18 protein-coding genes are annotated in these 16,936 nt (G+C 74.2%); 7 read left to right on the forward strand and 11 right to left on the reverse strand.

Annotated features, from left to right (window positions below; genetic code table 11):
• Position 1: 1 nt before the first annotated feature.
• A complete protein-coding gene (locus FB388_RS22215; RefSeq protein ID WP_142104139.1) occupies positions 2 to 406 on the reverse strand; it encodes a RidA family protein in 405 nt (134 codons plus the stop codon).
• Positions 407 to 437: 31 nt separating this feature from the next.
• Here FB388_RS22215 and FB388_RS22220 point away from each other — a divergent pair, with 31 nt between their 5' ends.
• The gene (locus FB388_RS22220) at positions 438 to 1,097 is read left to right on the forward strand and encodes a CGNR zinc finger domain-containing protein (protein WP_142104140.1); all 660 of its coding nucleotides are present in this window, start codon (positions 438 to 440) and stop codon (positions 1,095 to 1,097) included.
• Here the strand turns inward: FB388_RS22220 and FB388_RS22225 are convergent.
• The 5 genes from FB388_RS22225 to FB388_RS22245 all read right to left on the reverse strand — a co-directional run bounded on the left by FB388_RS22225 (position 1,090) and on the right by FB388_RS22245 (position 7,431).
• Positions 1,090 to 1,914 (reverse strand): carbohydrate ABC transporter permease, encoded by an 825-nt coding sequence (locus tag FB388_RS22225; protein ID WP_211362166.1) that lies wholly within the window; start codon positions 1,912 to 1,914, stop codon positions 1,090 to 1,092. The two genes, FB388_RS22220 and FB388_RS22225, sit on opposite strands and share 8 nt — an antisense overlap.
• The gene (locus tag FB388_RS22230; RefSeq protein ID WP_142104141.1) at positions 1,911 to 2,828 is read right to left on the reverse strand and encodes a carbohydrate ABC transporter permease; all 918 of its coding nucleotides are present in this window, start codon (positions 2,826 to 2,828) and stop codon (positions 1,911 to 1,913) included. The genes FB388_RS22225 and FB388_RS22230 overlap by 4 nt, the downstream gene beginning before the upstream one ends.
• A gap of 11 nt (positions 2,829 to 2,839) precedes the next feature.
• A complete protein-coding gene (locus FB388_RS22235) occupies positions 2,840 to 4,078 on the reverse strand; it encodes an ABC transporter substrate-binding protein (RefSeq protein ID WP_170225784.1) in 1,239 nt (412 codons plus the stop codon).
• Between the two features lie 144 nt (positions 4,079 to 4,222).
• Entirely contained in the window at positions 4,223 to 5,395 is a 1,173-nt protein-coding gene (locus FB388_RS22240) for a class I SAM-dependent RNA methyltransferase (RefSeq protein WP_142104143.1), read from the reverse strand.
• Complete coding sequence (locus tag FB388_RS22245) at positions 5,392 to 7,431, reverse strand: APC family permease (RefSeq protein WP_142104144.1); 2,040 nt, start codon at positions 7,429 to 7,431, stop codon at positions 5,392 to 5,394. Before FB388_RS22245 ends, FB388_RS22240 begins: the two co-directional genes overlap by 4 nt.
• A 69-nt stretch (positions 7,432 to 7,500) precedes the next feature.
• On the opposite strand from FB388_RS22245, the gene FB388_RS22250 reads away from it, so the two are divergent.
• Complete coding sequence (locus FB388_RS22250; RefSeq protein ID WP_142104145.1) at positions 7,501 to 8,163, forward strand: potassium channel family protein; 663 nt, start codon at positions 7,501 to 7,503, stop codon at positions 8,161 to 8,163.
• Between the two features lie 5 nt (positions 8,164 to 8,168).
• Positions 8,169 to 8,825 carry a potassium channel family protein gene (locus FB388_RS22255; protein WP_142104146.1) on the forward strand — a complete coding sequence of 219 codons (657 nt, stop codon included), beginning with the start codon at positions 8,169 to 8,171 and terminating at the stop codon, positions 8,823 to 8,825.
• Positions 8,826 to 8,863: 38 nt separating this feature from the next.
• Here the strand turns inward: FB388_RS22255 and FB388_RS22260 are convergent, their stop codons facing one another.
• The gene (locus tag FB388_RS22260) at positions 8,864 to 9,553 is read right to left on the reverse strand and encodes a DUF3159 domain-containing protein (protein ID WP_246122280.1); all 690 of its coding nucleotides are present in this window, start codon (positions 9,551 to 9,553) and stop codon (positions 8,864 to 8,866) included.
• Positions 9,554 to 9,697: 144 nt separating this feature from the next.
• Complete coding sequence (locus FB388_RS22265) at positions 9,698 to 10,081, reverse strand: OB-fold nucleic acid binding domain-containing protein (RefSeq protein WP_142104147.1); 384 nt, start codon at positions 10,079 to 10,081, stop codon at positions 9,698 to 9,700.
• 233 nt (positions 10,082 to 10,314) lie between these two features.
• Between FB388_RS22265 and FB388_RS22270 the strand changes: the two genes are divergently transcribed.
• The gene (locus FB388_RS22270) at positions 10,315 to 10,917 is read left to right on the forward strand and encodes an alpha/beta hydrolase (RefSeq protein ID WP_246122282.1); all 603 of its coding nucleotides are present in this window, start codon (positions 10,315 to 10,317) and stop codon (positions 10,915 to 10,917) included.
• A 2-nt stretch (positions 10,918 to 10,919) separates the two neighbouring features.
• Here the strand turns inward: FB388_RS22270 and FB388_RS22275 are convergent, their stop codons facing one another.
• Both FB388_RS22275 and dut read right to left on the reverse strand, forming a co-directional pair.
• Complete coding sequence (locus FB388_RS22275; protein WP_142104149.1) at positions 10,920 to 13,466, reverse strand: DUF3710 domain-containing protein; 2,547 nt, start codon at positions 13,464 to 13,466, stop codon at positions 10,920 to 10,922.
• The gene (gene dut / locus FB388_RS22280; RefSeq protein ID WP_142106202.1) at positions 13,466 to 13,927 is read right to left on the reverse strand and encodes a dUTP diphosphatase; all 462 of its coding nucleotides are present in this window, start codon (positions 13,925 to 13,927) and stop codon (positions 13,466 to 13,468) included. The genes FB388_RS22275 and dut overlap by 1 nt, the downstream gene beginning before the upstream one ends.
• A gap of 92 nt (positions 13,928 to 14,019) precedes the next feature.
• Between dut and FB388_RS22285 the strand changes: the two genes are divergently transcribed.
• The gene (locus FB388_RS22285) at positions 14,020 to 14,508 is read left to right on the forward strand and encodes a DUF3093 domain-containing protein (RefSeq protein ID WP_142104150.1); all 489 of its coding nucleotides are present in this window, start codon (positions 14,020 to 14,022) and stop codon (positions 14,506 to 14,508) included.
• 95 nt (positions 14,509 to 14,603) lie between these two features.
• Here FB388_RS22285 and FB388_RS22290 read toward each other — a convergent pair whose 3' ends face one another.
• Positions 14,604 to 14,906, reverse strand: coding sequence for a DUF4193 domain-containing protein (locus FB388_RS22290; RefSeq protein ID WP_142104151.1), 303 nt, complete (start codon positions 14,904 to 14,906; stop codon positions 14,604 to 14,606).
• A gap of 248 nt (positions 14,907 to 15,154) precedes the next feature.
• On the opposite strand from FB388_RS22290, the gene FB388_RS22295 reads away from it, so the two are divergent.
• Positions 15,155 to 16,264, forward strand: coding sequence for a phosphotransferase family protein (locus FB388_RS22295; RefSeq protein ID WP_142104152.1), 1,110 nt, complete (start codon positions 15,155 to 15,157; stop codon positions 16,262 to 16,264).
• On the forward strand, positions 16,261 to 16,920 hold the full coding sequence (cei, locus tag FB388_RS22300; RefSeq protein WP_142104153.1) for an envelope integrity protein Cei: 660 nt from the start codon (positions 16,261 to 16,263) through the stop codon (positions 16,918 to 16,920). The genes FB388_RS22295 and cei overlap by 4 nt, the downstream gene beginning before the upstream one ends.
• Positions 16,921 to 16,936 lie beyond the last annotated feature (16 nt).

A 16,936-nucleotide genomic window follows, 5' to 3' on the forward strand; every position in this document is an offset into this window, starting at 1 on the left:
CTCAGGCCGCGCGGACCGCCGCCACCGCCTCGATCTCGACCAACGCGCCTTCGGGCCCGAGATCGGACACGAACGCGACCGTGATCGCGGGCGGCGGCGCTTCCTGCGGCCAGATCTCGCCGTACGCGGCGAGGCCCTCCTGCACGTCGGTGCCCTCGACGGCGAGGATCGTCCACTTCACGACGTCGGGCAGGCCGGCTCCGGCGGCCTCGAGGCAGGTCCGCAGGTTCAGGAACGCCTGCCGGGTCTGCTCGAGGACGCCGGGGCCGACCACGACGCCGTCCGGGCCGACGCCGTTCTGCCCGCCGACGAACACCAGGTCGGCGCCGGCGGGCACCCGGACCGCCTGGGTGAACCACGGGCTGCGGTGCAGGGACTCGGGGTTGATGTGCGTCGCTGTCGTCATGGCTCGAAGTGTAACCAGTTAGACTGGTTACATGGAGCTGGGATCCGCCGCCGATCTGCGCAGGCGCTTCCGCACCGGGCGCCCGTGCCTCGACCTCGTGCACACCGGCGGCGATGGCGAGCTGGCGCGGTGGGAGATCGTGCACGCCCCGGCCGACCTGGGCCGCCTGCTCGGGGTGATCCTCGGGCTGCCCGCCCTTCCCGCCGAGGAGTCCGACCTCGCCGCGATGCGGCCGCTGCGCGCCGCCGTCACCCGCATCGCCTACGGGCTCGCCCTTGCCGCCGAGCCGCCTCCCGGCGCCGACCCCACGCCGGCGCACCCGGTGCGTGTGGAGATCGTCCGCATCGCCTCCGCGGTCGCGGGCGGCTCCACGCCCCGTCCCGCCGACGTCGCCGTCATCAACGAGTTCGCCGCCAACCCACCGCTGGTGCGCGCGCTCCGGCCAGGGGGCGGCTCGACCGTCGTCTCACCGACGGTCGCCGCCGCGCTCGCCACCGTCGCCCGCGACGCCGTCGACCTGTTCGGTGGGCCGCTCGCCGGGCGCGTTCGCATGTGCGCCGCCGACGACTGCGGCCTGCTGTTCGTCGACACCTCCCGCCCGGGAGGGCGCCGGTGGTGCTCGATGGAGCGCTGCGGCAACCGGGCGAAGATCCGCACGCACCGGGCACGGCGCGGGGAGCCGCCTACTTGATCGCCCCGCGCGTCACGCCGCTCAGCACCCAGCGCTGCGCGAGTACGTAGACGATGATCGACGGGGCCAGCGCCATCAGGTAGGAGGCGAACGCCACGTTGTAGTTCGTGGAGAAGGCGAGCTGGAAGACCTTCTGCACGACCGGGATCGTCTGCATCCGCTGGTCGGCGGTGATCATGGACGGCATCATGTAGTCGTTCCACGACGCGAGGAACGCGAAGATCCCGACGGTCGCGTTCATGGGCCCGAGCAGCGGGAAGATCAGTTTCCAGAACACCTGCCACGTCGATGCGCCGTCGAGCCGGGCGCTCTCCTCCAGCTCGAGCGGGATCGACCGGAGGAACGCCGTGTAGAGCAGCACGCTGAACGACATCTGGAACATCACGTGCAGGATCGCGACGCCGATCGGGTTGGCCAGCCCCAGCGTTGCCGTGAGGGTGACCTGCGGCAGCGCCACCACCGGGAACGGGATGAACATCGCGCCGAGCAGGTAGAGGTAGGCCAAGCGGAACCCGCGGCGCTGCCAGTTGCGGGCGATCGCGTAGCTCGCCCACGACGCGAGCACGAGCGTGCCCGCCACCGTGACCGCGCTGACGAACACCGAAACCGCGAACGCCCGCGGGAAGGAGGTGAGCGTCCACGCCTCGGCGAAGCTGGCGAGGTTCGGCGGCCACGGGAAGTCGAAGCCGGCCCCGCGCACCGCCTGCTCCGACGTCTTCAACGACATCGCGAGGGCGAAGTACAGCGGCACGACGACGGTCAGCGCGGCGAGCCCGAGCAGGACCGTGAGCCCCCAGCGGCCCGTCCGGCGGTTCACAGGCTCACCCCCCGGCCGCGGACCAGCCTCAGCTGCACGACCGAGACGGCCAGCAGGACGACGAAGAACACGACCGCGTTGGCCATCTGGTAGCCGTAGTCGCCGGATCCGAAGCCGTTGAAGATGGTCATCGCGATGCTCGTGGTCGACGCGCCGGGGCCGCCGCCGGTGAGGCCGACGATGATGTCGTAGGCGTTGAAGAAGTTCTTGAGTCCGAGCACGCTGCTGATCAGCACGTACCCGGCGATGAGCGGCAGGGTGATCGAGCGGAACCGGCGCCACGCTCCCGCCCCGTCGATGGCCGCCGCCTCGTAGACCTCCTCCGGCACGGCGAGCAGCCCCGCGAGGTAGATGATCAGCGCGCTCGGTACGGCCTGCCACGCGGTCACGATCACCACGCCGATCCACGCGGTCTCCGGGGCGGCGAGGATGCTCTCCTGCAGCCAGCCGGCCCCGAGCGCCGCGCCGACGGCGGGCGCCGACGTGGAGAACAGGTAGTTGAAGACGTAGGCGATCACGATGCCGGACACGACCATCGGCACGACGAACACGCCGCGCAGCACCGTCCGGCCGGGGATCCGCGCGTTCAGCCCGAGCGCGAGTGCCAGCGCCACCACGTTCGTGACCACGACCGTGACCAGCGCGAACCCGAACGTGAAGGCGTACGAGCCGAGGATGCGCGGGTCGGTGACCAGCGAGCCGTAGTTGGCCAGTCCGATGAACCGGAACTCGCCGAAGCCCATGGAGTTGGTCAGGCTCGCCACGAACCCGACCAGCGCCGGCAGCGTCACGAAGAACGTGAAGAGCACGATCGCGGGCAGCAGGAACAGGTGGTAGACGCCGTCGGCCCGCCTGCGCCGGGCCGCGCGCGCCGACACCGGCGGCGCGACGGCCGGGGTGCTCTCGATGATCATCGACGTCCTCCTCACGCGGAACGGGCGGCGAGCCGCTGCCAGTCGGTGTCCAGGCGGTGCAGGAACGTGGCGTCGTCGCCGGTCTGCAGCGCCTCCTGCAGGTAGCTGCCGAGCGGGATCGCCTCGGTGACGAACGTGCTCGCGCCCGGCTGGATGCGGTTCGCCTCGATCGCGGGCCGGAGCCCGGCCAGCCGCGGGTCCGGCTGCGCGGGCGCTCCCCGCAGCGGCGACTGGGCGAGGTTGGCCGCGTTGTAGGAGTTCACGACATCGGGGCGGAACAGGTAGGACAGGAACGCCCGGGCCGCCTCCTGCTTGCGCGTGGAGCGCGGGATCCACACGCCGAGGTCGACGTTGACCCGCGCGGTGGTGAGCGCCGGATCGTCGGTGGCCGGCAGCGGGAACGTGGCCACGGGCGCGTCCGGGTTCACCTTGGCGATCTCGCCGAGCGCCCACGGCCCCTGCAGGTACATCGCAGCGCGGCCGTCACCGAAGGCCAGGTTGCCGTCGTAGTAGGTGCGCGTGTCGGCGTCCGGGTTGAGCCAGCGCCGCAGCTCGATCATCCGCCGCGCCGCGGGGGCGAACCCGGTGGTGAAGGGCGCCGAGACGGCGGGCCCGGCCGCGATCAAGTTGCGGAAGAAACCGGCGACGTCGAGCGTGCTGCCCGCGACGTAGTCGAAAAGGCCCTGGGTGAGCGGCCACAGCCCCTCGGCGCGGTGGGTGCTGTAGAGCGGGGTGATCCCGGCTGCAGCGAACGTCTCGCAGGCCGTGACGAGCTCGCTCCACGTTCGCGGCACCGCGACCCCGTGCTCGGCGAACAGCCGGGGGTTGTAGATCGTGCCGGCCGCCGTGATCGAGAACGGCAGCACACTCGTCTCGTCGCGGTAGGTGCCGTAGCTCGCGGCGAGGTCCCGGTAGGCGGGGGCGATCTGCGCGGCCTCCGGCATGTCGCCCAGGTCGGACAGCACGCCCTTGGTGGTGAACAGCGCCGCCTCGGCCCGGTAGTTGTAGCAGGCGATGTCCGGCGGCTCACCGCGCGCGAACTGCGGGACGATCGCCACCGGGGTCGTGTCGAGCACCACGCGCACCGCCTGCTGGCTCGCGTTGAAGTCGGCGACCATCCGGGCGAACTGGTCCACGACCTCCGGCTTGTTCATGAGGAACCGGATCGTCGTGCGCCCGTCGGACGCGCCGCAGCCGACGAGCGGTGCCACCGCCGCGGCGACTGCGCCGGCGCCAACCGCGCGCAACACCCGTCTGCGGGTGACCCCACCCTCGCCACCAGGACACGAGCGCATGCGGAACTCCCCCCGCTCCCCGACCAGCGCGGCGGTCCAGACGCCTGCGGCTGGGTGCCTGACGCTACGCCCTCGAGCCCCTCGGCGCCGGGGTCGCGCTCACCCGCGCGTCAGCAGGGCGACGCTCTCGAAGTGGTGGGTCATCGGGAACGCGTCGAAAGCCCGCAGCTCGGCGAGGCGGTAGCCGCCGGCGGTGAAGAGCGCCAGGTCGCGGGCCAGCGCCGCCGGGTCACAGGCCACGTGCACCACGCGGTCGGGGCCACGGTCGCACAGCGCGTCGACAAGCTCGCGGCCCAGCCCCCGCCGCGGCGGGTCGGCCACCACCACGTCGGGGCGGCCGTCCAGCTCGGGCAGGACGCGCTCGACGCGGCCCACGTGCCAGCCCACCTGCTGCAGGTCGGCCAGCGCCGCCCGCCCGTCGGCGACGGCCCGGGCCGACGACTCGACGACGACGACCTCGCCGTCCGGGCCCACCTGCCCGGCGAGCACCGCCGCGAACAGGCCGACCCCGCCGTAGAGGTCCCACGCCGCGCCGCCTGCCGGCGCGTCCGCCCACTCCGCCACCACCGACGCCAGCGCGTCCGGGAGCGCCGGGTGCACCTGCCAGAAGACGCCCGGCGAGAGCAGCCACTCGCGCCCGGCCGCACGCTGCACGGCTGGCCCACCCCCGGCGTGCACGACGCCGTGGGCGTCGACGACCACCTCGACCTCGCCACCCGGCGCGAACCGCCGCTCCAGCACGGGCGGCAGCGCGCCTGCCGGGGCGATCGGGCAGTCCACGATCGGCAGGACGTCGTGGCTGCGGTGCGCGCGCAACCCGGGCTGCCCGTGCTCGTCGACGGCGAGCCGCACGCGGTGGCGCCAGCCGAGCGCCCCGCCGGGCAGCTCCTCCACCTCCACCGCCCGCTCGATCCCCGCCAGCCTGCGCAGCTGCTCGGCGAGCACGGCGGCCTTGAGCTCGCGCTGCAGGGCCGGGTCGGCGTGCTGGAAGTCGCAGCCGCCGCACCCGCCCGCCCGCGCCCACACGCACGGCGCGGGCACCCGGCCCGGCGCCGCCTCCCGCACCGCAACGGCGTCGGCCCGGCAGAACCCGCCGCCACCGTCCTCGACGACCACGGCGAGCACCCGCTCCCCCGGCAACGCGTGCCGGACGAACACCACCCGCCCCTCGTGGCGGGCGACGCAGTGCCCGCCGTGCGCGACCGGGCCGACGTCGAGCTCCAGCACCCGATCGGTCCAGTCGAGCTTCGGCTCCGAGACCGCAGACGTCATGGCCTGCGCTGCCCGACGGTCGCCTTGGCCGGAGCCGCTCCGTCGTCCTGCGCCACCGGCTCGTAGCCGCGCCTCGACGACCCCGGTGGGGTCTCCGGCCGCCGGACGACCCGCTCCGAGGAGCGCAGCTGCCACGGCACGCTCGTGACCATCACCCCGGGCTGGAACAGCAGCCTGCCCTTGAGCCGCAACGCGCTCTGGTTGTGCAGGATCTGCTCCCACCAGTGCCCCACCACGTACTCCGGGATGAACACGGTGACGACGTCACGCGGGTTCCTGCTGCGGATCCGCTTCACGTAGTCGAGCACCGGCTTGGTGATCTCCCGGTACGGCGACTCCACGACCTTGAGCGGCACCGGCAGCTTGCGCTTGTCCCAGTCGCGCATCAGGCGCTTCGTGTCGGCGTCGTCCACGTTGACCGTGACCGCCTCCAGCACGTCGGGCCGGGTGGCGCGGGCGTAGGCGAGCGCGCGCAGCGTCGGCTTGTGCAGCGTGGAGACGAGCACGATCGCGTGGTTGCGCGAGGGCAGCACGGCGTCGGACTCGCCCGCGACGAGCTCGGCGGCGACCCGGTCGTAGTGGCGGCGGATCGCCTGCATCATCACGTAGAACACGGCCATCGCCGCGATCGCGATCCACGCGCCGCGGGTGAACTTCGTGATGAGCACGACGACGAGCACGAGGCCGGTCATCACCGCCCCGAAGCCGTTGATCATGCGCGCGCGCAGCATCCTCCGCCGCGCCGCCGGGTCGGTCTCGGTGGCGAGCAACCGGTTCCAGTGCCGCAGCATGCCCGACTGACTGAGCGTGAACGAGGTGAACACACCCACGGTGTAGAGGGCGATCAGCCGAGTGACCTCGGCCTGGAACCCGACCACGAGCACGATCGCCACGGCCGCCAGCACGACGATGCCGTTGGAGAACGCGAGCCGGTCGCCGCGGGTGTGCAGCTGCCGGGGCAGGTACCGGTCCTGGGACAGGATCGATCCCAGCACCGGGAAGCCGTTGTAGGCGGTGTTCGCGGCCAGTACCAGGATCAGTGCCGTCACGATCACGACGAAGACGAACCCGGCCCGGAAGTCGTGGAACACCGCATCGGCGAGCTGGGCCACCAGGGTCTGCTGCACGTAGCCGGGCGCCGCCGCCACGATCTGCGTATCAGGGTGTTCTGCGACCTTCGCCCCGGTGAGGTGCGCGAGCGCGATCAGGCCGGAGAACATCGACACCGAGATGACCCCGAGCAACAGCAGGGTCGTGGCCGCATTCCGGGACTTCGGCTTGCGGAAGGCCGGAACGCCGTTGCTGATCGCCTCCACCCCGGTGAGCGCCGCGCACCCCTGGGTGAACGACCGCAGGATCAGCAGCGCGAGGGCGAGCCCGGTGAACGCATCGCCTTCTGCCAGGAGGTCGACGTCGGCGCTGGGTGCCCGCACCACGTCGCCGAACAGCAGGATCCGCGTCAGACCCCAAATGATCATGGAGCCGACGCCGAGTATGAACAGGTAGGTCGGGACCGCGAACGCGACGCCGGACTCCCGCACGCCGCGCAGGTTGATGGCGGTGAGCACGACGATCGCGGCCACCGCGAAGGCGACCTTGTGCTCACCGACGTACGGGATCAGCGCACCGACGTTCGCCGCGGCCGCGGAGATCGAGACCGCGACGGTCAGCGTGTAGTCGACCAGCAGCGCGCTCGCAACGGCGATCCCCGCCCGTCGGCCGAGGTTGACCGTGGCCACCTCGTAGTCGCCGCCGCCGGACGGGTAGGCGTGCACGACCTGCCGGTAGCTCGTGACGACCGTGAGCAGCACGACCACGACCGCGAGCCCGACCCACGGCGAGAACGCGTACGCCGAGATCCCCGCGACCGACAGCGTCAGGAAGATCTCCTCGGGCGCGTAGGCGACCGAGGACATCGCGTCGGATGCGAAGACGGGCAGCGCGATCCGCTTGGGGAGCAGGGTGTGGGCGAGACGGTCGCTGCGCTGCGGCCGCCCGACCAGTACGCGCTTGAGGGCGGTGCCGAGCCTGGTCACGGGGAAAGCCTATGCGGTGCGGCGACCTGCCACGCGATAGCGTTCGCGCGACCCCGGGAGGCCAGTGCGGTGTACGTCGTGATCATGGGATGTGGGCGGGTCGGAGCGGCCCTCGCAGCCGGGCTGGACCGGCTCGGCCACGAGGTCGCGGTGATCGACCGCAACCGCCAGGCGTTCCGCAGGCTGAGCCCCGACTTCCGGGGCAAGCAGGTCGTCGGTGAGGGCTACCACCGCGAGGTGCTCGTCGAGGCCGGGGTCGAGGGTGCCCAGGCCTTCGCCGCCGTGTCGAGCGGCGACAACTCCAACATCATCTCCGCGCGTGTCGCCCGCGAGACGTTCGGCGTCGACCGCGTCGTCGCCCGCATCTACGACGCCAAGCGCGCCGCCGTCTACGAGCGGCTCGGGATCCCCACCGTCGCCACCGTCCCGTGGAGCACCGACCGCTTCCTGCGGATGCTGCTACCCGATGGGGTGGCGTCGGCGTGGCGCGAACCCACCGGCACCGTCGCGATACTGGCGTTGCCGGTGCACGAGGAGTGGGTGGGCCACCCGATCCGCGACCTGGAGGCGGCGACGGGTTCCCGCGTCGCGTTCATCGTGCGGTTCGGCACCGGGATCCTCCCCGGCCCCGACACCGCCGTGCAGGCCGAGGACACGATCTACGTCGCGGCCGTGTCGGGCACCGTCAGCGACGTCACCGCGGCGGCCGGCGCGCCGCCCCAGGAAGGCTGAGTCGGATGCGCATCGCGATCGCAGGAGCCGGGGCCGTCGGCCGCTCCATCGCGTTGGAGCTGGTGGAGAGCAAGCACCAGGTGATGCTCATCGAGCGTGAGCTCGCCAACATCGAGCCCGAGTCGGTGGAGCGCGCCGAATGGGTGCACGCCGACGCCTGCGAGCTGGCCTCCCTGGAGGAGGCAGGCCTCGAGAGCTGCGACGTCGTCATCGCCGCCACCGGCGACGACAAGGTCAACCTCGTGGTCTCGCTGCTCGCCAAGACCGAGTTCGCAGTGCGGCGGGTGGTGGCGCGGGTGAACGACCCGCGCAACGAGTGGCTGTTCTCCGAGAACTGGGGCGTCGACGTCGCCGTCTCCACCCCGCGGCTGCTCGCCGCGCTCGTGGAGGAGGCCGTCGCCGTCGGCGACCTGGTCCGGCTGATGACGCTCCGCCAGGGTCAGGCCAACCTCGTGGAGCTCACGCTTCCCGAGGACACCCCGCTCGCCGGGCGGCCCGTGAGTTCCCTGCAGCTCCCCACCGACTCGGCGCTCGTGGTGATCCTGCGCGGCGGACGCGTCATCGTGCCCCAGGCCGACGACGCCCTCGAACCGGGCGACGAGCTCCTGTTCGTCGCCACCACCGCGGTCGAGGAGGACATCCGCGACGCGCTGGGCGTCTAGCAGCGGCGAATCCAGGGATACGACCGCTCACGAGCGGCTCAGGCCGGGGCCGGCTCCCGCCCCGCCCGCCGGACCGCCCAGATCGTGCCGAGCAGCGCGAGCCCGACGAGCGGGAAGCCCATCGCCAGCCGGGCGACGCCGAGCCACGTCTCCTCGTCGGCCTTGTAGAGCCAGCCCTGCACCACCACGCGGGAGGCGAAGACGACCGTCCAGAGCGCGGTGGCGAACGTGTACGCGCGCAGCAGCCGGGGGTCGGACCGCCACGTCTGCCCGTTGCCGTTCACCGCGTGCCAGATCACGCCGGCGAGAGGCCACCGGACCACGATCGACACCAGGAACGCCAGCCCGCAGGCCGCGCTGAAGAGCAGGCCGGGCAGGTAGAAGCCGCGTGCCTCGCCGGTGCGGTAGGCGATGAACGCCGCGACGCCCACGCCCAGCAGCCCGGACACGGCCGGTTGCAGCGCCTGCTTGCGCACGATCCGCCACACCGCGATCGCGGCACCGGCCGCCAGCGCCGAGATCAGCGCGGGCTGGAGCCCGAACACCACGTTCACGACGACGAACACCGCGACCGGGATGGTGGACGCGACGACGCCCTGCACGCCACCCATCTGTTCGAGCAGGGTGGGGAACTCGCGCTCCTGCGGCGGTGGGCCGGCGGCCGGACCGTCGGTCCGGGACTCAGGAGGGGGGCCTGGGGTCGGGCCGGGGGTCGGGCCGTGGGTCACGGTGCTCCTAGCGCCCCGGACCGGCGGCCCGGTGCATGTCTCGATGCTGCTGAGCGTGCCGGCGGACCGGCGTCGCCGAGGGTACCCGGCCGGGTCCCGACCGTGTCCGCAGGGAAAACGGCGCAAGGGATCGGCGCCGTCCGATCAGGAGGTGCTGGCGGAGCAGATCTCGTAGAACGGGTTGTAGAGGACCTTGCGCCCATCGCGCAGGGCGAGCCGCCCCCGCACCCGCATCGTGCGCCCCGGCTCGATGCCGGGGATGCGGCGCCTGCCGAGGAAGATCAGGGTGACACCGTCGGTGCCGTCGAACAGCTCGGCCTCCAGGGACGCCTCGGCGTCCCGCGGCCGGAACTCCACGCTGCGCAGCCGGCCGAGCATCGTGACCTCCTGCCCGCAGGCGCAGTCGGACGCGCGCTGCGCGCCGGACTTCTGCGCACCGGCCTCGAGGTCATCGGCGTCCAGCTCGTCCGCATCGCTGGTCAGCCGGCGAAGCATGCGGCGGAAGGCACCGCCATCGGTGCTGGTCATCTCTCCCCCAGCTCGCTCGGCGCCCCCCATGCGGGGCCCGATATGTTCCCAGCGTAACCCGCAAGAAACCATCTTCGTCGACCTCAGCCGCCACCTTCTCGCCAGGTCACGGCGAGCGGTCGGCAGGTCGCGCCGTCCGGGCCGTCGTACTGCCCGGCTCCGGGTCGGATGACCGTTTCGTCCGGTCCGCGTTCGGGCCCGCGCTCCGGGAGCGGGGACTGGCCCTGGATGCGGTGGCGCCCCGGTCGGGTGCGGACGTCGTCGCCGGGTACCGGGCCGCGCTCGACGCCGCGGCCGAGCGGCCGGGACCGTTCCTCGTGGGCGGGATATCCCTCGGCGCGCACGTCGCCACGGCGTGGGCCGCCGAGCGGGCGCGCGGTGGGCTCGCCGGCGTGCTGGTGGCGCTGCCCGCGTGGACGGGCGCGCCGGACGGCGCACCCGCAGCGGCGGCGGCCCGGATGACGGCCGCACAGGTCCGGTCGGGCGGTCTTCGGGCTGCGGTGGCGGCAGCCCGGGCGGGCGCTCCCGCGTGGCTGGCCGACGAGCTCGCCCGCGCGTGGGCCGGCTACGGGCCCGGCCTCGCCGACGCCCTCGACGCCGCCGCGGCCCAACCGGCCCCCGACCCGACCGCGCTCGGCTCGCTGGCCGTCCCGGTGGGGATCGCCGCCCTCGTGGACGACCCCGTGCACCCCCTCGCCACGGCACGGACCTGGGCTCGGGCGATCCCGCGAGCGGCGATCCGCAGCACCACCCTCGCCGAACTCGGCGCCGACCCGGCCGTGCTCGGGCGGGTCGCCCTGCGGGCCTGGCAGGAGGCGGCCCGCGCCGGAGGATGACGTCAGCGGCGGTGGCGGCGCCTCGGGCGGTTCGGGTCGAGCTCCCCGAGCAGCGTCTGGAGACGGACCGTGGCGTCGCTCGCACCGGAGTGCCGGCCGCCGTCGCGCCGCTCCGCGTAGTCGTCGAGTGCGGATGTCCAGCCGGGATCCTGCTCACCGGTCTCGATCAGGTACTCGGCACCGAGGGTGCGACGGGCGCTCCCCTCCGGCGGGCCGTCGGGCGCGTAGAGCCAGGGCTCGGTCTGGGATCCGTCGCGCACGGGTGGCGGCTCCGGCTCGCGCAGGCGGCGCCGCCCGCCGGCGCCGGTGAGCAGGTCCTCGCCCGCACCGGGATCGGGACGTCGACGGCCGCCCGGCCCGTCGTCCCACGGCTCCCGCAACCGTCGCCTGCCGGATGCCGACACACCGGTGTCAGCCGCAGACCGCGGTCCGTCCGAGGGCTCGCGCAGGCGCCGCCGACCGGACGCGGAGGCTCCGGTTTCGGCGGCTGGTCGGGGCTCGCCGAACTGCTCCGGCCCGCGACGTCCGCCCGGTCCGTCCAGCGGTCCCGGAGCCGGCTCGAGGGGACCTGCACCCGGCAGGCCGTCCCACGACTCGCGCAACCGCCGCCGACCGGTCCCGGAGACGCCCGTGTCCGCGCCGGGCAGTTCGGCCGGCTCGTCGAGCCGTCGCCGTCCACCCCGCCCGTCGAGTGCGTCGAGGCCCGCCTCCCGCGGCCGCGGGCCATCGTCCGGGCCGGCCTCTTCCCACGGTTCCCGCAGCCGCCGGCCTGTGTCGACCACCGGGGCTGCCGGTTCCCACGGTTCCCGCAGGCGCCGTCGACCGGACGCGGAGAGACCGGCGTCCGCCGCACCCGGTGCCGCGTCCGCGGCGGGCGGGTCGACCGGCCACCGGGGATCCAGCGCGTCGATACCTTCGGGGCCGGGCTCCCGCAGCCGTCGGCGGCCCGTGGCGGACACGCCCGGGTCGGCCACGGGCGCGGCCGGTTCCCGCAGGCGTCGCCTGCCGGCGGAGGACACCCCCGCGTCGGGCGCGGGCGGCGCCTCGTCCCATGGCTCCTGCGGGCGTCGCCTGCCGATCGCCGGCACCCCCGGGTCGGCAACGGGCTCGCGCAGCCGGCGCCGCCCGTCGGGTTCGCCGAGGTCCCACGGCGCCGTCGCACCGACTGCGCCGTGCGGCTCCGGGGGACGCCGCCGCCCGCTCTCGGGAACCTCCGGGTCGCGGTACCGGGCTCCGGGGGGCGGCAGGTCGGCCGCGGGCTCGCGCAGCCGGCGCCGCCCGTCGGGGTGGGACGGCTCGCCCAGCGGATCCTGCAGGTGGCGGCGTCCCCCGGACGGGGGCGGAGCGGGTTCGCCCAACCGGCGCCGCCCGCCGGTACCGGGCTCGACGACACGCAGCGCCTCGGTGGGAGGTGCAGGTTCGGTGGGGGGCAGGCCGGCCCGGGCCGCGGGGAACGCCTGGGTCACGGGCGGGTTCTCGAACGGGCGCGCGACCGGCAGCGCCTCCGTGGGCGGGGGCGCCTCGCTCTCCGGCACCACGGGGCGCTCGCGCCAGGAGGCGGCCGCGGCCCGGCGCGCGGACGGCGCCTGCTCGTGCAGCGGAGCGTCCGGTTCCGGCCCGGTGGGGATCGTCCCCGGGACGGGGTGGGACCGGCTGCGCCCGGCACGCGCCGTGTCCGGGCGTTCCGCGGCGTCGGGCCCGTCCTCCGCGGCGTGCTCGGCCAGCGCCTTCGCTGCCGCCTTCAGCGCCGCCGCCGCGGCGGCCTTGCGCGCGGCCGCTCGGCGCGCGGCGGCCTTCTTGGCGGCGGCGGTGGCCGCGTCCGAGTTCGGGGGTGCCGTCTTGCCGGGTGCGGACTTCCCGGGCGCCGCCTTGGTCTGCGACCTCTTCCTGGTGCCGGCCGCGGGCACCGCAGGGGTCTCCCCCGCCTCGGCCGCGAGGTGTTCGGGCACGGTGAGCGGCAGGATGGTGCGCACCGGGTAGGGCTGCTTACCGCGCTCCACCACGGTGCCCCGCAGCATGCGGCGCAGCTCGGAGTCGAGGAGCTCGGAGTGCGCGCTCGGGCCGGTCGCGACCCCGTAGAGCATCCAGCGCGGCCCGTCCACCCCGACGAACACGGACGTGGCGTCGCCGGACGTCGCGTGCAGCTCGCGCCCCCAGCTCCCGCGGAACGACCGCACCCGGGCCCCACCCTCGCGCAGCGAGGCGTCGATCTCGTTGGCCAGCTCCGGCCACAGCTTGGAGCTCTTCGGGGCGGCGAGCGCGCTCACCGACAGCCGACCCTCCGGCATCCTGATGTGGACGGCCTGCATCCGGCCGCCCGCCGTGGGCTCGACGGTGACGGTGCCCTCCGGGGGCACGGGCACGCGGATCGACCCGAAGTCGACGAGGCCGGCCGCCTCGGTGACCTCGGGGTCGAGGTCCGCGCTGTCGTGCGGGCCGGTGGGCGGGATCGGGCTCTCGGTGTCGAGGGCCAGCCCACCCCCGTGCAGGTCTGCGTCGCCGTCCGGGTCGAGCTGGACGGCCGTGGTCCTCCGAACGCGTCGCGCCACTACGGCTCGTCCCCGCTGCGCAGCCGCTCGTGCCCGCCGGTGGAGCCGTGGCCGCCCGCGCCGCGCTCGGAGGCGGGCAGCTCGGCGACCTCGACGAACCGGGCGTGCTCCACCTTCTGCACCACCAGCTGGGCGATCCGGTCGCCGCGGCGCAGCCGCAGCTCGTCGCGCGGGTCGAGGTTGATCAAGCAGACGAGGATCTCGCCACGGTAGCCCGCGTCGACGGTGCCCGGCGCGTTGACGATCGACAGCCCGGCCCGGGCGGCCAGCCCCGACCGGGGGTGGACGAACCCCGCGTACCCCGGCGGGAGCGCGATGGCGACGCCGGTGCCGACGACGGCCCGCTCGCCGGGCGCGAGCACGACATCGGTGGTGCAGTGCAGATCCGCGCCCGCGTCACCGGGCCGCGCGTAGGACGGCACCGGGAGCCCGGCGTCGAGCCGGGTGATGAGGACCTCCACGGTGGGGGTCGCGACGAGCGGTGCGGTGAGCGGCTCGCGCTGGGGAGCATCGACGGGGCCGGGCACGACGGGCGAGGCTACCCTCGGGTGCCGTGAGCGAGCACCCGTCGGCCACCCCGTCTGCGACGTCCGGCACCCCTCGGTTCGACGAGCGGTTGTCCGTGCCGTTGTGGTGGTACCTGCCGGCCGTCGGCCTGGCTGTGCTGCTCGGCGCAGAGATTCACATGGGCTACCCCGGCGTCCGCTCGTGGATCGGCTACGCGATCACGATCCCGCTCTGCATCGGGGCGTTGGTGTGGCTCGGTCACGTCCGGGTGCGGGTGACGGGTGACAAGGCCGACGGCGAGCTCCGGGCGGGTGCGGCTCGGCTGCCGCTGCGCTTCGTGGGGCACGTCGACGTGGTGCCGCGCGAAGGCAAGCAGGAGGCGCTGGGCCCGGAGCTCGACCCCACCGCCTTCCTGATGCACCGGGCGTGGATCGGCCCGGTCGTCCGCATCGAGGTGACGGATCCCGGCAGCGACACGCCGTACTGGATCGTCAGCACCCGCGATCCGGACGCCCTGGTCAAGGCGCTTCGCTGACCGGTACTGGCCGCTGGTCGGGGTTCCCCGAACACGACACAGCCCCGAACCGGCGTGCGGTCCGGGGCGGTTTCGCTCCCCCTTGGTCGGTTTGCTCAGGCCGCGCAGTCGCGGCAGATGTACTGTCCGCCGCTGCTGGACGCGAGCCGGCTGCGGTGGTGGACGAGGAAGCAGCTCGCGCAGGTGAACTCGTCCGCCTGCTTGGGCAGCACCTTGACCGTGAGCTCCTCGCCGGACAGGTCGGCGCCCGGCAGCTCGAAGCTCTCCGCCGTGTCCGACTCGTCGACGTCCACGACCGACGACTGGGCCTCGTTGCGACGGGCCTTCAGCTCGTCGAGTGAGTCCTCGGCCATGTCGTCGGTCTCGTTGCGCCGCGGCGCGTCGTAGTCGGTCGCCATCGTTCCCACCCTCTTACACACATGTAGTCGTCGTGCGGCTGGACAACGCCCTAGGGCCGGGGTTTGTGCCCGGCATTTCTGTGACGCACGTCTCAACCCAGCCCCGCTCGCGGCCGTGATGCGCTATCGCGCCCGCGCATTTGGAGCTCCCCCTCGGGGCGCAGAAGGGTAACCCAGCGCTCCGCCGCCCACACCCCTGGCCGTGTCGCCCAGAGGTGGCGTCCACATGCGCGGTTAGGGTTCGCGGCGTGGCTGTCCCTCCCGAGCGCGACGATCGCGCGCGCAACGGCCCCGGCCCGGCGCCCGGAGCCGATCCGGTGGCCGTCGGCGCGTGGCTGGCCGCCGTGCTCGGTGACGAGCGCTGGCGCGGCTGCACGCTGCGGCCGATCGGGGCGGGCCGGTCGAACCTGACCTACCGCGTGGACAGCCCGGCGGGCGCCGTCGTGCTGCGCCGCCCGCCGGTGGGCCGGGTGGCGGCCACCGCGCACGACATGGGCCGCGAGCGGCGCGTGATCACGGCCCTGGCCGGCACCGCGGTCCCGGTGCCGCGCGTACTGGCGGCCGCGGACGGCGGGCCGCCCGTGGACGCGCCGTGCTACGTGATGGAGCTCGTCGAGGGCGTCGTGCCGCTGCGGGAGCTACCACCCGGATGGGCGAGCACGGAGGGCGAACGCCGCCGCGCGAGCACGGCGCTCGTCGACGTCCTCGTGGCACTGCACTCCGTCGACCCGGACGCGGTCGGGCTCGGCGGCTTCGGGCGCCCGGAGGGCTTCCTCTCGAGGCAGGTGCGGCGCTGGGTGACGCAGTGGGAGCAGGCCCGCGACGGCGTGCCCGCTGACGCGGCCACGGCGGCCGAGCTGTCCCGGCTCGCCGAGCGGCTCGCGGCCACCGTGCCGGCCACCCGGCGGCACACGATCGTGCACGGCGACTACCGCTTCGACAACTGCCTCTTCGACGCCGACGAGCCGGGACGGATCCGCGCGGTGCTCGACTGGGAGCTCTCCACGCTCGGCGACCCCCTCGCCGACCTGGGCCTGCTGCTCGTCTACTGGCAGCAGGACGACGAGCACCCGGTCTGGCGGGCCGCGCAGTACCTGCCGAGCCCCACCCGGCTGCCCGGCTTCCTGCGCCGCGACGAGGTGGCCGCCGCCTACGCCGCCGGTTCAGGCGCCGACCTCACCCCACTGCCGTGGTACGTCGCCTTCGGCGCGTTCAAACTGGGCGTGGTGCTCGCAGGCATCCTCGCCCGCGTGCAGGCGGGGATGGTGCCGGCGTCGATGGCCGCCGGGCTCGACGGCAGCCTCGCGCCGCTCGTAGCGCTCGGCCACCACGTGCTCGCGGAGGGACTGGACCGATGACTGCTGCCCGTAGCCGCCCCTACCAGCGCCGCAGGCGCGGCCCGGTGCTCGTCGTGGTCAGCGTGCTGGCAGTGCTGGCGATCGTCACCTGGACCGTCGTGCTCGTCAACGCGGGCGGCGCCTCGAGCGCGTCGTCCTGCCCGGTGCCCAACCCGCCCGCGGGCGACGTGCTGCCCAGCGGTGCCCTCGACCCGGTGGCGCCGGCCCAGCCGGGCGCGGTGGAGGTGCGCGTGCTCAACGCGGGCGGGCAGCGCGGGCAGGCCAGCCTGGTGGCCGCGCAGCTGCGCGACCTCGGTTTCGCCGTCAACGGCACGGGCAACGACCCGCTGTTCCCGAACGAGAACCTGGAGTGCTACGGCCAGCTGCGCTTCGGGGCGGCCGGTGAGGCCGCGGCGAGCACGCTCACGCTCGTGATGCCCTGCGCCGAGCTGGTGCGCGACGGCCGCCAGGACGCCGGGGTGGACATCTCGGTCGGCACCGGCTTCGGCGACTTCAACCCGACCCGCGCGGCACGCGACGCGCTCGACCAGCTCACCGAGCCCGGTGGTGGGAGCGACGGCGCGGCCAACGCGGACCCGAACGCCGCAGACGCGGCCCCCACCCAGCCCACCGTGAACCCGGAGCTCGTCGAGGAGGCGCGCAACGTCAACTGCTGACGGGCGCGCGGCGCGC

Origin of the sequence: Pseudonocardia cypriaca, assembly GCF_006717045.1 — a bacterium.
Lineage (GTDB): Bacteria > Actinomycetota > Actinomycetes > Mycobacteriales > Pseudonocardiaceae > Pseudonocardia > Pseudonocardia cypriaca.

Coding starts and splice junctions, on each gene's coding strand:
- FB388_RS22215 (WP_142104139.1), bottom strand. CDS start 406: ATGACGACAGCGACGCACATCAACCCCGAGTCCCTGCACCGCAGCCCG.
- FB388_RS22220 (WP_142104140.1), top strand. CDS start 438: ATGGAGCTGGGATCCGCCGCCGATCTGCGCAGGCGCTTCCGCACCGGG.
- FB388_RS22230 (WP_142104141.1), bottom strand. CDS start 2,828: ATGATCATCGAGAGCACCCCGGCCGTCGCGCCGCCGGTGTCGGCGCGC.
- FB388_RS22240 (WP_142104143.1), bottom strand. CDS start 5,395: ATGACGTCTGCGGTCTCGGAGCCGAAGCTCGACTGGACCGATCGGGTG.
- FB388_RS22255 (WP_142104146.1), top strand. CDS start 8,169: ATGCGCATCGCGATCGCAGGAGCCGGGGCCGTCGGCCGCTCCATCGCG.
- FB388_RS22265 (WP_142104147.1), bottom strand. CDS start 10,081: ATGACCAGCACCGATGGCGGTGCCTTCCGCCGCATGCTTCGCCGGCTG.
- FB388_RS22290 (WP_142104151.1), bottom strand. CDS start 14,906: ATGGCGACCGACTACGACGCGCCGCGGCGCAACGAGACCGACGACATG.
- cei (WP_142104153.1), top strand. CDS start 16,261: ATGACTGCTGCCCGTAGCCGCCCCTACCAGCGCCGCAGGCGCGGCCCG.